Annotated in this window: 16 protein-coding genes; 9 read left to right on the forward strand and 7 right to left on the reverse strand. The window is 70.6% G+C overall.

What is annotated here, in order from left to right; all coding sequences use genetic code 11:
• The first annotated feature begins 33 nt into the window (after positions 1-33).
• Genes AB0A63_RS30545 through AB0A63_RS30555 form a run of 3 tightly spaced genes read left to right on the forward strand, consistent with a single transcriptional unit; the run spans position 34 to position 2,749 of the window.
• On the forward strand, positions 34-1,131 hold the full coding sequence (locus AB0A63_RS30545) for a Re/Si-specific NAD(P)(+) transhydrogenase subunit alpha (protein ID WP_360397218.1): 1,098 nt from the start codon (positions 34-36) through the stop codon (positions 1,129-1,131).
• A complete protein-coding gene (locus tag AB0A63_RS30550) occupies positions 1,128-1,394 on the forward strand; it encodes an NAD(P) transhydrogenase subunit alpha (protein WP_053737731.1) in 267 nt (88 codons plus the stop codon). Before AB0A63_RS30545 ends, AB0A63_RS30550 begins: the two co-directional genes overlap by 4 nt.
• Complete coding sequence (locus AB0A63_RS30555; protein ID WP_360397219.1) at positions 1,391-2,749, forward strand: NAD(P)(+) transhydrogenase (Re/Si-specific) subunit beta; 1,359 nt, start codon at positions 1,391-1,393, stop codon at positions 2,747-2,749. The genes AB0A63_RS30550 and AB0A63_RS30555 overlap by 4 nt, the downstream gene beginning before the upstream one ends.
• Here the strand turns inward: AB0A63_RS30555 and AB0A63_RS30560 are convergent.
• From AB0A63_RS30560 to AB0A63_RS30570, 3 genes are all read right to left on the reverse strand, one after another.
• Positions 2,715-4,685 carry a diguanylate cyclase gene (locus AB0A63_RS30560; protein WP_360397220.1) on the reverse strand — a complete coding sequence of 657 codons (1,971 nt, stop codon included), beginning with the start codon at positions 4,683-4,685 and terminating at the stop codon, positions 2,715-2,717. The two genes, AB0A63_RS30555 and AB0A63_RS30560, sit on opposite strands and share 35 nt — an antisense overlap.
• Positions 4,686-4,794: 109 nt before the next feature.
• Entirely contained in the window at positions 4,795-5,598 is an 804-nt protein-coding gene (locus AB0A63_RS30565; RefSeq protein ID WP_360397221.1) for an SAM-dependent methyltransferase, read from the reverse strand.
• Positions 5,599-5,682: 84 nt separating this feature from the next.
• Positions 5,683-6,720: an MFS transporter gene (locus AB0A63_RS30570; protein ID WP_360397222.1), complete on the reverse strand. Its 1,038-nt coding sequence runs from the start codon at positions 6,718-6,720 to the stop codon at positions 5,683-5,685.
• A gap of 57 nt (positions 6,721-6,777) precedes the next feature.
• Between AB0A63_RS30570 and AB0A63_RS30575 the strand changes: the two genes are divergently transcribed.
• From AB0A63_RS30575 to crcB, 3 genes are read left to right on the forward strand one after another with little or no spacing between them, the layout of a single operon-like run.
• The gene (locus tag AB0A63_RS30575) at positions 6,778-7,218 is read left to right on the forward strand and encodes a MarR family transcriptional regulator (RefSeq protein WP_360397223.1); all 441 of its coding nucleotides are present in this window, start codon (positions 6,778-6,780) and stop codon (positions 7,216-7,218) included.
• Complete coding sequence (locus AB0A63_RS30580; RefSeq protein WP_360397224.1) at positions 7,202-7,522, forward strand: CrcB family protein; 321 nt, start codon at positions 7,202-7,204, stop codon at positions 7,520-7,522. The genes AB0A63_RS30575 and AB0A63_RS30580 overlap by 17 nt, the downstream gene beginning before the upstream one ends.
• Complete coding sequence (gene crcB, locus AB0A63_RS30585; protein ID WP_360397225.1) at positions 7,519-7,857, forward strand: fluoride efflux transporter CrcB; 339 nt, start codon at positions 7,519-7,521, stop codon at positions 7,855-7,857. The genes AB0A63_RS30580 and crcB overlap by 4 nt, the downstream gene beginning before the upstream one ends.
• Positions 7,858-7,933: 76 nt before the next feature.
• Here the strand turns inward: crcB and AB0A63_RS30590 are convergent, their stop codons facing one another.
• Together AB0A63_RS30590 and AB0A63_RS30595 are read right to left on the reverse strand one after the other, a co-directional pair.
• On the reverse strand, positions 7,934-10,192 hold the full coding sequence (locus AB0A63_RS30590; RefSeq protein WP_360397226.1) for an AAA family ATPase: 2,259 nt from the start codon (positions 10,190-10,192) through the stop codon (positions 7,934-7,936).
• Between the two features lie 89 nt (positions 10,193-10,281).
• Positions 10,282-10,710, reverse strand: coding sequence for a MarR family transcriptional regulator (locus AB0A63_RS30595; protein ID WP_360397227.1), 429 nt, complete (start codon positions 10,708-10,710; stop codon positions 10,282-10,284).
• Positions 10,711-10,845: 135 nt separating this feature from the next.
• Between AB0A63_RS30595 and AB0A63_RS30600 the strand changes: the two genes are divergently transcribed.
• The 3 genes from AB0A63_RS30600 to AB0A63_RS30610 all read left to right on the forward strand — a co-directional run bounded on the left by AB0A63_RS30600 (position 10,846) and on the right by AB0A63_RS30610 (position 12,375).
• Positions 10,846-11,448 (forward strand): hypothetical protein, encoded by a 603-nt coding sequence (locus AB0A63_RS30600; RefSeq protein ID WP_360397228.1) that lies wholly within the window; start codon positions 10,846-10,848, stop codon positions 11,446-11,448.
• 1 nt (position 11,449) lies between these two features.
• Positions 11,450-11,668: a DUF6343 family protein gene (locus AB0A63_RS30605; RefSeq protein ID WP_360397229.1), complete on the forward strand. Its 219-nt coding sequence runs from the start codon at positions 11,450-11,452 to the stop codon at positions 11,666-11,668.
• A 95-nt stretch (positions 11,669-11,763) separates the two neighbouring features.
• Entirely contained in the window at positions 11,764-12,375 is a 612-nt protein-coding gene (locus AB0A63_RS30610; protein ID WP_360397450.1) for a TetR/AcrR family transcriptional regulator, read from the forward strand.
• Here the strand turns inward: AB0A63_RS30610 and AB0A63_RS30615 are convergent.
• Both AB0A63_RS30615 and AB0A63_RS30620 read right to left on the reverse strand, forming a co-directional pair.
• Positions 12,363-13,703 (reverse strand): NAD(P)/FAD-dependent oxidoreductase, encoded by a 1,341-nt coding sequence (locus AB0A63_RS30615; RefSeq protein ID WP_360397230.1) that lies wholly within the window; start codon positions 13,701-13,703, stop codon positions 12,363-12,365. The two genes, AB0A63_RS30610 and AB0A63_RS30615, sit on opposite strands and share 13 nt — an antisense overlap.
• Before the next feature lie 20 nt (positions 13,704-13,723).
• Entirely contained in the window at positions 13,724-14,086 is a 363-nt protein-coding gene (locus tag AB0A63_RS30620) for a VOC family protein (RefSeq protein WP_360397231.1), read from the reverse strand.

Here is a 14,086-nt window from a genome sequence, read left to right on the forward strand (position 1 = left end):
CCAGGTCACCTTTGATCGCGTAACGTGCGTACGGTGAAAGTGGGAACACCCGCAGAGTCGCGGCCCGCCGAGCGTCGCGTCGCCTGCGTACCGGAAACGGTGTCGTCGCTGGTCGATGCCGGTCTGACCGTGCACGTCCAAGAAGGTGCGGGGCGCCACGCGCACGCTCCCGACGCCGCCTACCGGGCGGCCGGGGCGGCCGTGACGTCCGAGGACCCGACCGCCGAGTCCGACGTCGTCGTGTCCGTCCAACCGCTGACCCCGGAGCAGGCGTCCCGGCTGAAACCGGGCGCCGTCACCATCAGCTTCCTGCAACCCGCCACCGACCAGGACCTGATCCGCGTGTACGCCGAGCGACGGGTCACGTCCTTCAGCTTCGACCTCCTGCCCCGCGTCACCCGAGCCCAGAGCGCGGACGCGTTGTCCTCGCAGGCCCTGGTCTCCGGCTACCGCGCGGTCCTGGTCGCCGCCGAACGACTACCGCGCTTCCTGCCGATGTTCACCACCGCGGCGGGCACCGTCCCCCCGGCCAAGGTCCTCGTGCTGGGCGCCGGGGTGGCGGGCCTGCAGGCCATCGCGACCGCACGCCGCCTCGGCGCCGTCGTCGAGGCCTACGACGTGCGCAAGGCCGCGGGCGAGGAGGTCCGCAGCCTCGGCGCGAAGTTCCTGGAGCTCGACCTGGAGACCCAGTCCGGCGTCTACGCCTCCGTGCAGTCCGAGGAGTTCCTGGAACGCCAACGGGAACTGATCGGCGCCCACGTCGCCGCCTCGGACGTCGTCATCACCACGGCCGCGATCCCCGGCCGCAAGGCGCCGGTGCTCGTGACCACCGACATGCTCAAGGCGATGCCGCCCGGTTCCGTGCTCGTCGACCTGGCCGCGGAGTCCGGTGGCAACTGCACCGACACCGTTGCCGGGGAGGAGAACTGGGTCGGCGAGGTGCTGGTGCACGGCGTGCGGAACCTGCCGTCCTCCATGCCCGTGCACGCGAGCCGCCTGTACTCGCGCAACGTCCTCAACCTGCTCAAGCTGATGGTCGTGGACGGCGTCGTCCTGCCGGACCTCGACGACGAGGTGCTCGCCGGCTGCTGCGTGACCCACGACGGCCAGATCCGCAAGGAGTTGCCGTGATCGACCTGCTGACGATCTTCGTGCTGGCCGTGTTCGTGGGCTTCGAGGTGGTCTCGAAGGTCTCCACGATCCTGCACACGCCGCTGATGTCCGGCGCCAACGCCATCCACGGCGTGATCCTGGTGGGCGCGATCCTCATCACCGGGTCCGCGGAGAGCACGCTGGAGCTCGTCCTGGGGCTGCTGGCGGTGTTCCTGGCGACGGTGAACGTGGTGGGCGGGTTCGTGGTGACCGACCGGATGCTGGAGATGTTCAAACGATGACCGTCCAGTTGATGTACCTCGTCGCCGCGCTCTGCTTCATCCTGGCGCTGAAGGGCCTGAGCTCGCCGAAGTACGCGCGCTACGGCAACTTCATCGGCGCGTTCGGCATGCTGGTCGCCGTCGTCACCGCCTACGTCCACGGCGTCGTCCACAACGGACTGTGGATTCTGCTCGCCGTCGCACTCGGTGTGGTGGTGGGCATCCCGGCCGCGCGATCGGTGAAGATGACCGCCATCCCGCAGATGGTGGCGCTGTTCAACGGTGTCGGTGGCGCCGCCGCGGCACTCGTGGCGCTGGCCGAGTTCTTCGCGGTGCCCGACCCGGGGTTCCTGTTCAGCCTCGCGACGGTGCTCACGGTGCTGATCGGCTCGGTCAGCTTCTCCGGCTCGGTGGTGACGTTCCTGAAGCTGCAGGAGCTGATGACGACCCGCCCGGTGCTGCTGCCGGCCGGTCAGCAGCTCGCGATCGCGGCCGCGGTGTCGTCGATCGCCCTGTGCGCCTTGGTGGTCAGCTCCGAGTCCGGGCTGCTGCTGTGGCTCCTGGCGGTCGTCGGGCTCGCGCTCGGTGCGTTGTTCGTGCTGCCGGTGGGTGGCGCGGACGTGCCGATCGCGATCTCGTTGCTCAACGCGTTCACCGGCCTCGCGGTCGCGGCGTCGGGCTACGTGCTGGCGAACACGCTGCTGATCGTCGCGGGCACGCTCGTCGGCGCGTCCGGCACGATCCTCACCCGGCTGATGGCGCAGGCGATGGGGCGGTCGCTCACGAACATCCTGTTCGGGGCGTTCAAGACGGCAACCGTTGTGGCGCAGGGAGAAGAGCAGCGGCCGGTCAAGTCGGGCACGGTCGAGGACGTCGCGATCCTGTTGGGGTACGCGAACAACGTGGTGGTGGTGCCCGGTTACGGGCTCGCGGTCGCCCAGGCGCAGCACGCCGTGCGTGAGCTCGTGGCGCAGCTCGAACAGCGCGGGGTGTCGGTGGCGTACGGCATCCACCCCGTCGCCGGGCGCATGCCGGGGCACATGAACGTGCTGCTGGCCGAGGCCGACGTGCCGTACGAGCAGCTCAAGGAGCTCGACGACGTCAACCCCGGCATCACGTCGGTGGACGTGGCCGTGGTGGTCGGCGCGAACGACGTGGTGAACCCGGGAGCGCGCGACGAGCCGTCCAGCCCGATCTACGGCATGCCGATCTTCGACGTGGACCGCGCGAAGTCCGTGGTGTTCATGAAGCGGTCGATGCGGCCGGGGTTCGCGGGTGTGGACAACGAGCTGCTGTACAACCCGAAGACGACGCTGCTGTTCGGTGACGCGAAGGACTCGCTCACGAAGCTGCTGGCGGCGGTGAAGCAGTTGTGAGGAGCTCGGTCACCTCGTCGGCGGTCAGTGCGGGCAGCAGGCCGATCACCCCGTCGGCGCCCAGTGAACGCCAGAGGTCGGCCTCCTCCGCCGTGTGCACCTCGTCGACGCCGAACCGCACGCCGAGGCCGTGCACGGTGGTCACGAGGTCGCGCATCGGCTGGAGCAGCGGCGAGCCGGGGCCCGGTGCCGGTGCGCGGGTGATCACCGAGCGGACCGGCACCTCGGCGAGCACGGCCAGTTCGTCGTGGCCGCCGCGGAAGCCGTCGAGCGCGACGACGATGCCGCTGTCGTGCAGCACCAGCGCGTTGTCGTCGCCGGCCAGCACGGAGGAGATGTCGAGCGCGATCCGCAGCCGTTCCGGGGGCAGGCCGGTCTCGTCGAGGGCGCGTTTGACGTCGGCGACCAGGTCCTCGTCACGGGACTGCAGGGCACCCAGTGCGACGTGCAGCGTGGGAGCGCGCTCACCGAGCTTCGCCACCCAGGCCGCGGCCTGCCCGCACGCCTCGCGCAGCAGCCACCGGCCCAGCGGCAGGGACAGACCGGTCGAGTCGGCGAGCGCCATGGTGTCGTTGTGGCTCAGGTCGTCCCAGTGCAGGCGGGCGACGGCGCCGAGCAGCTCCCGGGTCTCCAGGTCGTGCACCGGCGCGTAGACGATCTTCAGCTCACCGTGCTCCCAGGCGCCGGGCATCGACGCCGCCAGCGCGTACCGGCCCCGCCTGCGCGCGTCGTCGTGCGGGTCGTGCAACGCCCACTGCCGTTTGCCGCGCGCTTTCGCCTGGCGCAGCGCGGCGTTCGCGCACCGCATCAGCTCACCCGCGGTCGCGAACGCGGGCGGCCGGTCCACCACGCCGATGCTGGCCGACAGCGCGATGCCGTGGTCGTCCACGAAGGTCGGTTCCGCGAGTGCGTCCTGGATCTCCTCGACGGTCGTGGTGACGGTGTCGGAGACCGTCAGCAACGCGAACTCGTCGCCGCCGATCCGGGCCAGCACGGCGTGCTTCTCGCCGGCGAGCTTGCCGAGCCGGTTCGCGACGATCTTGAGCAGCTTGTCGCCGGTGTCGTGGCCGAGACCGTTGTTGACGACCGAGAACGCGTCCAGGCCGAGGTGGTAGAGCGTGACCTGGTCGGTGTCGAGGCGGCGTTCGACCTGCGTCACGAAGTGCTGGCGGTTCGACAGGCCGGTGAGCGAGTCGTGCAGCAGCTGGTGGTCGAGGCTGCGCTGCAACAGGTGCAGCTCGCTGATGTCCTCGACCATCGTCACGTGGTGCGTCGGCTCGCCGTCCGCGTCGCGCAGCACCGACACCGCGAGGTGCACCCACACCGGCTCGCTGTCCACGCGGATCAGCTTGCGCTGGTCGCGGAAGCGGTCGACGTGCCCGTCGCGCACCTGCCGGTACGACGCGCTCAACGCGGCCAGGTCGTCCGGGTGGTAGAAGTCGGTCAGGTCGCGCCCGTGCAGGTCCGCGCCCGACTCCAGTCCGATGATCTCGGCCAGCGCGTCGTTCGCCTCGACGCAGCGGCCGTTGAAGTCCGTGATCACGATGCCCAGCGCGGCGGAGTCGAACACCTCCTGGAACCGCGCCTGGCTGACCTTGAGCGTGCGCTCGACCCGCTGTTTGGCCCGCACGATCGCGACCTTGATCTGCTCCTGCTGGTCGAACGCGTCCATCCGCATGGCCTGCGCGTACGCCGAGCTGAGCTGGGCGAGCACTGGCAGGCCGAAGGTGGGGGAGAGCAGCTCGATCGTGACGCGCAACGACTCCGGGCCGGTTGCGTGCAGTGACACCAGCCGTTTCGCAACCGCTTCGGGGGAGTCGGCCAGCGTGTGCAGCGCGTCGAGCAGGGTCTGCTCGATCTCGGCGTGGGACAGCGGGATGTACGCGGTCGACGTCAGCGCGTGCATCCAGCGGCGGGCGAGCTGCGGAAGTTCCATCCTGTGCACAGAGCGTACGGATTCGCCGCCGCCGGGCCAACATCGACGAGCAGGGGAGCCGGCCCGGCCGGCCCCTCCCGGCCAGGCCCGCCGGTCCGGAACCGCTGGTTCAGACCTTGCGCCCGACCGCCGCGTAGATGCCCGCCTTGTCCGGGTCCTCGGTGTTCGTGCCCTCCGGGCGCCACAGCGGCAACGGCACGATGCCCGGCTCGACCAGTTCGAAGCCGTCGAAGAACGCCTCGACCTCACCGCGGGTGCGCGGGTGCATCGGGTTCTGGCTCTTCTTCATGACCTCGACGATCCCGGCCATCTCCGCGGGCTGGAGGTCTTGCGTGAACTGGGAGAACGCGAGGTAGCTGCCCTCGGGCACGGCGTCGCGGTAGGTGGCCACGACCGCCCTCGGGTCCGCTTCCGGTGGCACGAAGTGGAAGACGCCGACGGCCAGCACGCCGACGGGCCGCGTGAAGTCGATCACGCCGCTCTCCCGCGCGGCCTTGAGCACCGCGACGGGGCTGGTCAGGTCCTCCTGCACGATCGCGGCGCGCGGGTCGCCCTCCAGGATGAGCTGGCTGTGCGCGACCGCGACCTCCTCGAAGTCCACGTACAGGACACGCGAGTCCTGGTCGGCCTTCTGCGCGATCTCGTGCACGTTGCCGACCGTCGGGATGCCGCTGCCCAGGTCGAGGAACTGCCGGATGCCGTTGTCCATCATGAACAACACGGCCCTGCGCAGGAACGCCCTGTTCAGCCGCGCGATCGTGCGCGCGTTCGGCTGCGCCTTCAGGAACTTCTCCGCGAGCGCCCGGTCGGCGGCGAAGTTGTGCCCCCCGCCGAGCAGGTAGTCGTACAGGCGCGCGGCACTCGGCTTCCCGGTGTCGACGTTCTGCGGGACCCAGCTCACCCGTTCAGACATGCGCCCAGGCTACTGAGGCACCACCGGCGAGCGGGAGGGGTAGCGCCCCGAGGCGCCCTTTCGGCCTAGCGGAAACCGGTGCCATTACTGGAACGCGTTGATGAGCAGCGACGCGACGGCGACACCCAGCGCGGTGCCGAGTCCGCGCGCGACGTTGACCATCCCGCTGCCCACACCGGCCTGGTGGTCCGGCAACGCGCCCATCACCCGTCGCGTGCACGACGGCGCGATGATGCCCAGCCCGATGCCCGCCGCGAGCAGCTGCACCACCGGCGGCACCGGCATGAGCACCGCCACGGCGGCGATCAACGCCCCGGTCCTGGCACCCGGCCGGTGGATGAGCGTCGCGGCGACCGCGAACCCCAGCGGCAGCGCGGCGATCGTGAGCCCTATGTGCGCCAACGGTTGTTTCATCGTGAACGGCAGCAACGTCATCGGCGCGAACAACGCCGCGTAGGTCAGCCCGACGCCGAGCAGCCCCGGCAGCACCGCGAGACCGGGCCTGCCGCGCTCTTCCCGCGTGCTCCTGGTGCGGGGCAACAGGTAGTGGCCCGCGATCATGGCGACGACGCCGATGGGCACGTTGATCGCGAACACCGCCTGCCACCCGTGGTGCTCGACGAGGTACCCGCCCAGCAACGGCCCCGCCGCGAGCCCGGCCGCCTGCGCCGCGGCCTGGATGCCGAGCGCCTTGCGCCGCAGTTCCGGCGGCACGTTCGTCGTGACCAGCGCGACGCTGTTGGCCTGCAACATCGCCGCGCCCGCCGCCTGCGCGATCCTGGCACCGACGAGCAGCTCGAAGTTCGGCGCGTACGCGCACGCCACCGACGCGGCCGTGAAGAGCGCGAACCCGTAGATGTAGACGATCTTGCGCCCGGCCCGGTCGGCGATCCTGCCCATTGGGACGAGCAACGCCACCAGCGTGACCAGGTAGCTGATCGAGACGATCTCCGGGTCGTGCCCGAAGTGCTCTGCCATCGCGGGGAACGCGAGCGTGACGATCGAGGCGTCCAACTGCCCCATGAACGCCCCGAAGCACACGGTCGCGATGACCAGCCAACGCGCTTTCGGCCACTGCGCGATCCACGCCGGCCTGGGGGACTCCGTGACGAACCAGTTCATCGTGGTCAGATTATATCTGACACAGAGCTATATCCCCGCGTTCAGTAAGATTTCCGCATGTCAGACGAAGCCCGCACGCTCACCGACGTCGTCACCCGCCTGCGCCGGGCGCTGCGGACGAGCATCCGTGCGGACTGGCCGTGGGAGTCCCTGCCGATGGCGCAGGTAGAGCTGCTGCAAACCCTCGCGGAACGCCCCCCGATGAAGGTCGGCGACCTCGCCGCGTCGCTGCGGCTGGCCCCCAACACGGTCTCCGGCCTGGTGTCCCAGCTGATCGACTCGGGCCTGGTCGTCCGCGGCGCCGACCCCAGGGACAGGCGGGTAGCACGGCTATCCGTCTCACCCCGTGGACACGAACAGCTGCTCGTCTGGCAGCGCGAGCACGAGAAGCGCATCGGCGCCGCACTGGGCAAGCTGGAGTCCTCGGAACGGGAGGACGTCGTGCGCGCGCTGAAGGCCCTGGACCACCTGGTGGAGCACCTTGCCGAACCGTCCTGACCCCCGGTTCGTGGCCCTGGTGTCGCTCGGCGGCGGGCTCGGCGGCGTGGCGCGCTACGGGATGTCGGCGTTCGTGCCCGGCGCACTGGGGCTGTTCGTGATCAACGTGCTGGGGTCGTTCCTGATCGGCGTGCTGATGGGCACCGCGCCGCGGCCGTTGGTCCGCGCGTTCTTCGGCGTCGGGTTCCTGGGCGGGTTCACGACGTTCTCGTCGTACGCGCTGGCGGGACGGCCTTTGTTCCTTCTGCTGACGCCGATTTGTGCTGTGGCTGCGGCTTTCGTCGGGGTGCGGGTGACGCGGTGACGGTGCTCGCCGTGTTCGTGGGGGCGGCTTTGGGTGCGCCGGCCCGGTACCTGGTCGACTGGGCGGTGAAGGAGCGGGCCGGGTCGGCGTTCCCGTACGGCACGTTGGTCGTGAACGTGCTGGGGTGCTTCCTGATCGGGTTCTTCGCGGGGACGGCGTGGATGCCGCTCCTCGGGGTGGGGTTCTGCGGTGGGCTGACGACGTACTCGACGTTCAGCTACGAGACGGTGTCGTTGCTGGAGCAGGAGAAGTACCGGGCGGCGCTGGTGAACGTCGCGGTCAGCGTCGTGCTGGGGGTGGGGGCCGCGACTCTGGGGCTGGCGCTGGCACGCTGAACGTTCCCGGCCTCCTCCGCGCCCACGATGCCGTCGGCGGCACCGCGACCGTTTCGCGCAGGAGGCCGGGCGGAGCTCAGTCCTTCAAGCGGGACAACACGTCCGGCAACGACCCGGAGTGCACGACGCCCAACCGCTGCGTCGCACGCGTCAACGCCACGTACAGGTCGGAGGCCCCGCGCGGCGACTCCTCCAGGATGCCCGAGGGGTCGACCACGACCACCGAGTCGAACTCCAGCCCCTTGGCGTCGGTCACCCCCAGCACCACGACCTGCGCGTCCTCCAGCTCGCCCGTCGACGAGTTCGCGACCTCCGACACCACGGCCGCACCGACCGAGGGCAGCAGTGCCGCGGGAACGATCACCGCCACCTTGCCGTCGCCCACGGCCGCGACCTCGGACGAGATCAGCGCCGGGACCTCGGAGGCGTACGACGACACCGACGCGACCCACGGCGGCACACCGGTGTCGCGCACCGAAGCGGGCGGCACGAGAGAAGGGTCCACCGACGCGAGCACGTCCGCGGCCACCTCCATGATCTCGGCCGGGGTGCGGTAGTTGACGGTGAGCTCGGTGAGGCGCCAGCGGTTCTGCACGTACGGGGACAGCACGGAGTCCCACGACAGCGCGCCGCCGACGTCGCCGGTCTGGGCGATGTCGCCGACCACGGTCATGGACTTGCTGGGGCAGCGGCGCATCAGCGTGCGCCACGCCATCGCGGACAGCTCCTGGGCCTCGTCCACGATGATGTGGCCGAAGGTCCAGGTGCGGTCGGCCGCGGCGCGTTCGGCCGCGGTCTCGTAGCGGTCCACGCCGTGGCGTTCGGCCAGCCGGTAAGCGTCCATCAGGTCCGTGGCCATCAGGATGTCCGGGTCGGCGTCGTCCTCCAGGTCGAGGATGTCGAGGACGCCCTGGGCGTACTCGATGGCCTGGCGGCGCTGGCGTTCGGCGCGGGCCTTGGCCTCCGTGTCGTCCTCGCCGAGCAGTTCCGCGGCCTCGTCGAGCAACGGGACGTCGGCCGGGGTCCAGTCGTCCGAGGTCCGCTGGAGCAGGTCGCGTTCCTCGCGGGTGAACTTCGACATCGCGCGGTTGCGGCGCTTCGGGTTCGCGTACAGCTCGGACAGCAGCGAGAACGGCGTCAGCACCGGCCACAGCGCCGAGATCGCGGCCTGGACCTCCTCGGACTCGCGCAGCTCGCGGCGGATGTCGTCCACGTCCGCCTTGTCCAGCAGGTGCCCGCCGAGCTTGGCCGCCACCATGCCGCCGAGCGTCGAGATGATCTCGCGTGCGAACGTGCGGCGGGCCTCGTTGTGCGGGCGGCGGGTGCGGCGGGCGCGGCCGCGGGCGTCGGAGATGGCGCGGCGGTCCAGGCGCAGCACGTCGTTGTCGAAGCGGATGTCGAAGAACGGCGGGGCCTCCTGGCGGTCGCGGATCGCGGCGGCGATCACGTCGGCCATCTGGACGCGGCCCTTCAGCGTCGCGACCTCCGGCGACTCCCTGCCCACCGCCGTGAGGCCGGGGAACAGCTCGCCGACGGTCGAGAGCAGCACGCCGGTCTCGCCCAGCGAGGGCAGGACCTGGCTGATGTAGCGCAGGAACGTGGTGTTCGGCCCGACCACGAGCACGCCGCGCTTGGCCAGCTGGCGGCGGTGCGTGTAGAGCAGGTAGGCGGCGCGGTGCAGGGCCACCGCGGTCTTGCCGGTGCCGGGACCGCCCTGCACGACGACGACGCCGTTCAGCTCGGACCGGATGATGACGTCCTGCTCGGCCTGGATGGTCGCGACGATGTCGCTCATCTGGCCGGTGCGGGAGGCGTTCAACGCGGCCAGCAGGGTCGCCTCGCCGGTCAGGCCCTCGTTGCGGGACGGCTCGACCGAGTTGATGTCGAGGACCTCGTCGTCGAGGCCGATGACCTTGCGGGAGCGCGTGCGCAGGTGCCGGCGGCGGCGCACGCCGTCGGGGGAGGCGGCGGTCGCGAGGTAGAACGGGCGGGCCGCGGGGGCGCGCCAGTCCATCAGCAGCGGCTCGTATTCCTTGTCCTCGTCGAAGAGACCGATTCGGCCGATGTAGAACCGGTCACCGTTGTGGAAATCGAGCCGGCCGAACGCGAGGCCGTTCTCGACCGCGCTGTACTGCGCCAGCTGATCTGTGTACATCGCGACGGAGGTGTCGCGCTCGGACCGCATCTGGTGCGTGCCGCCGGTTTGTCGCAACGATTGTGCGAGTCGTTTCGACGTCTGTTCGCGGAGGTCGTCGAGCCGGCCGTACAACATGGCCACGTATTCCTGCTCCGGCTCCATTTCGGCCGACCGGAGGTCATCGGAGGGGCTTGACAACGTGCCTCATTTCTCGATACCCTGCGACGTCAGGTTTTATCCTGAATCGCATTCTCCTGCCCGCACTCCGTCGTCTGAGCGCAGACTGGCTAATCTACACGCATGTCCGCGTGGTGCAGGTAGGCCTTCCGCAGCAGTGTGGTCAGTGCGACCCGCTCGGGCTCGGTCAACGACGCCAGCAGCTCCTCCTCGTGCGCCCGCGCCGCCTCCAGCCGTTGCCGCAACGCCTCGCGCCCGGCCGCGGTGATCGACACGGTGAACCGCCGCCGGTCCCGCACGTCACGCCTGCGCTGGGCGAACCCGCGGCCCTCCAGGTCGTCGAGCACCGACACCAGGTCGCTCGGGTCCATCCGCACCTGCTCGCTGATCCGCTTCTGCGCGACCGCCTCCTGCTCGGCCAGGCAGGCCAGCACCGTCACCTGGGGCCCGCGCAGCTCCCCCCGGCCCAGCCGCCGCGCCTCGCGCACCAGCTGCAGCATCAGGTAGCTGGGCAGACGCAGGAGCTGATCGATGCTCATCACTTCAGCATAGGAAAGATCTGTCACACGATCGTGGATTGCGCAGCGTGGTCGACACCCCCGGACGAGGGCCGCACGGGTGAGCATCGGGGTGACGTTTCTCCACGGAGCACCGCGGGACGGCAAGGTGGGGGTATGACGCGCGCGGAGATCGTCCGGCTCGCCCGCTGCGTGGTGCGCCGGCCCCGGTGGCAGCTCGCACTCGCGGTGCTGCTGTCGGCGTGGCTGCTCGCCTGGGTCCTGGGCCAGCTCGCCGCCCACCCGCCGACACCGCTCGGCCTGCTCTCCTGGACCGGCCTGCCCCTGCACGTCGCGACCGCCTGGGCGCAGGACCGCGCCGACGTCCTCGCCTGGCTCGCCACCCTGGGCGGTCTGAGCTGGGCGGCGACCACCGAACAGGGGCAGCTGCCCGCCCTGGCCGGCTGGTTCGCGGTGCTCGTCGCCGGTGAGGCGGCCGGGTACGAGCACGCCGTGCAACGGGCGATGCTCAGCATGCTCGTGTTCCTGGCCGTCCTCGCCGTCGTGTCGCTCACCGGGCGGCGCGCGTTCGTCGTCGACCGGGTCGCCGTCATGCCCAGGGACGTGCTGAGGGCCGCGACCACGGCCGCCGTGCTGACCGCCGTGGTGCCGCTCATCGCGCCTGGTGTGGCGCTCACCCGCCTCGTTCAGCCCTACGTGACGAAACCGCCGCGGCCGCTGAGGTCGGTTGAGGCGCCGCTGCTGCGGGAAACCGGGTGAGGTGAGCGACTACCTCCCTCCGCCCGCCCCGCCGCGCAGCGCGCTGACGCTGCGGCTGTGGCTCGCCGGCTTCGGGCTGGTCTTCAACTCGGTCGCCGGGTGGCTGGCCCTGCGCGCCGACCTCGTCTGGCTCGCCGTCGTGCTGTGGCTGCTCGCCGTCGTGTGCCTCGTCGACCTCGCCTGGGTGGCCCGCCGCAAACGGCGCGGAGATCCCGGCTGAGAACTGCCGGGAACCCGTGCTTGGGCTTCGGCCGTCCGATGGATGAAGATGTCGTTGTGCATGAAGATCCGGCCAGGGGCAGGTTGGCCAGGGTGATGCGTCGGCAGCCGGTGCAACAACGCGGTGCGGCCACCGTCTCCGCGATCCTGGACGCTTGTGCGAGCCTGCTGAACGAATACGACTACGACGACATCACCACGGCGCGCATCGTCGACGTGGCCGGAGTGCCCATCGGTTCTTTCTACCAATACTTCCCGGACAAGCGGTCCGTGGTGCACGCGCTCGCCTTGCGCGGTATGGAGGCATATCTGAGCGAGGTCGAGGAACTGTTCTCCAGCGACCTCATCGCGGACACCTGGCGCGAGGCCATGACCCAGGTCGTCGCCGTCTACATGCGGATGCTGGCGGAGCTGCCGGGCTTCGGCCGGGTGCGGTTCAGCGACATGCTGGACAGCCACCGGCTCGACTCCAGCGTCGACCAGTACGAGCTGATGGCCGAACGGCTCGCCGAGATGTTCGTCAACCGCTTCGGCGCGCACGGCGACGCACCGGTCATGCTGACCTTCCGCATCGCCGTGCAGACCGCGGACGCGTTGTTCAAGCTGGCCGAACGGGTCGACCCCGACGACCGCGCGTACGTGGTCGGCACGGCGAACGAGCTGCTCACGGGCATGCTCGGCGGCGTGCTGGAACCTCAGAGGCCGTAAGCCTCCAGCATCCGCAGCCACACCTCGCTGATCGTCGGGTAGGCGGGCACCGCGTGCCACAGCCGGTCGACGGTCACCTCGCCGACGATCGCGATGGTGGCGGCGTGCAGCAGCTCGGCCACGTCCTGGCCGACGAACGTGACACCGACCAGGGTGCGGGTGCGCTCGTCGACGACCATCCGCGCCTTGCCGCTGTAGCCGTCGGCGTGCAGCGACGACCCGGCGACCGCGATGTCGAGGTCCACGACCTTGACATCGCGTCCGGCCGCACGTGCCTCCTCCGCGGTGTGCCCGACGAAGGCCACCTCGGGGTCGGTGAACACGACCTGCGGCACCGCCACGTGGTCGGCGCTGGCCTGGCCCGCCGACCACGGCTCCGGCTCGGAGCCGCGCGACCGCTCCAGGATCGCCGACCCGACCGCCCGGCCCTGGTACTTGCCCTGGTGGGTGAGCAGCGCACGCCCGGTGACGTCACCGGCCGCGTACAGCCACCGCCCGTCCACGCCGGACACGAGACCGGTGTCGTCGATGCTCATCGGCTTGCCGTCCTTCGTCGCCGGCACCCGCCCGGTCGCGACGAGGATCTCCGCGCCCCGCACGACCCGGCCGTCCCGCAACGTCAGCGCGCCCGGCTCGACGGCCGCGGCCCGCGCGTTCAGCAGCACCTCGACCCCGTCGGCCCGCAGGCCCTCGGCGACCAGCGGCCCGACGAAGTCCTCCATGCGCGGCAACGGGCGGTCGCCCGACACCACGAGCGTCACCTTCGACCCGAGCCGCGCCCACGCCTGCGCCATCTCGACACCGACCACGCCGCCGCCGAGCACCACGAGCGACTCCGGCACCGCGCGCGCCGACGTGGCCTCGCGGGACGTCCACACCGGAGTGTCGTCGATGCCGTCCAGCGGCGGCATCTTCGGCACGCTGCCGGTGCACACCACCACGGCCAGCCGCGCCCGGTGCACCTCGCCGCCGACGGTGACCTCGCGTTCGCCGGTCACCTCGCCGTCACCGCGCAGGACGGTGATGCCGACCGACTCGGCCCACTGCACCTGACCCGCGTCGTCCCAGTCGGACGTGAACGAGGTGCGCCGCTCCAGCACCGCCAGCGGGTCGAGGCTGCCGCCGACCACGCCCTTGACCCGCTGGGCGGCCGCGAGCGCGTGACCGGAGCGCAGCAACGCCTTGGACGGCATGCACGCCCAGTACGAGCACTCGCCGCCGACCAGCTCCTTCTCGACCATGGCGGTGGACAGGCCACCGGCGGCCGTCCGCCAGGCCACGTTCTCACCCACGGGGCCACCACCGATGACGATGACGTCGAAATCCATGGCGCCACACTAGAACGGTTCTAGGTGAGCCACAGGAGGCAGAACGTGTGCCCGACCGGGTCGGTGTAGACGCGGTAGTCGTCGGGGTTGTCGCTCGCGAGCAGCTTGGCCCCGAGCGCGAGCACCTGGGACTCGGCGAGCTCCACGTCCTCGACCAGCACGTCGAGGTGGAACTGCTGCGAGCCGTGCGGGTCGGGGAACACCGGCGGCACGTACTCGGGCGCGCGCTGGAACGCGATCCGCGTGCCGCTCGCGACGACCACCACCCAGTCGGGGTCCTCGCTGCCGGCGAGGCGTTCGCCGCCGAGGAGCTTCTCGTAGAACGACGCCAGCTCGGAGGGGTCGGGGCAGTCGACCACCACGGAACGAAGTTGTCCGATCAT

This window comes from Lentzea sp. NPDC042327 (genome assembly GCF_040647275.1).
GTDB lineage: Bacteria > Actinomycetota > Actinomycetes > Mycobacteriales > Pseudonocardiaceae > Lentzea.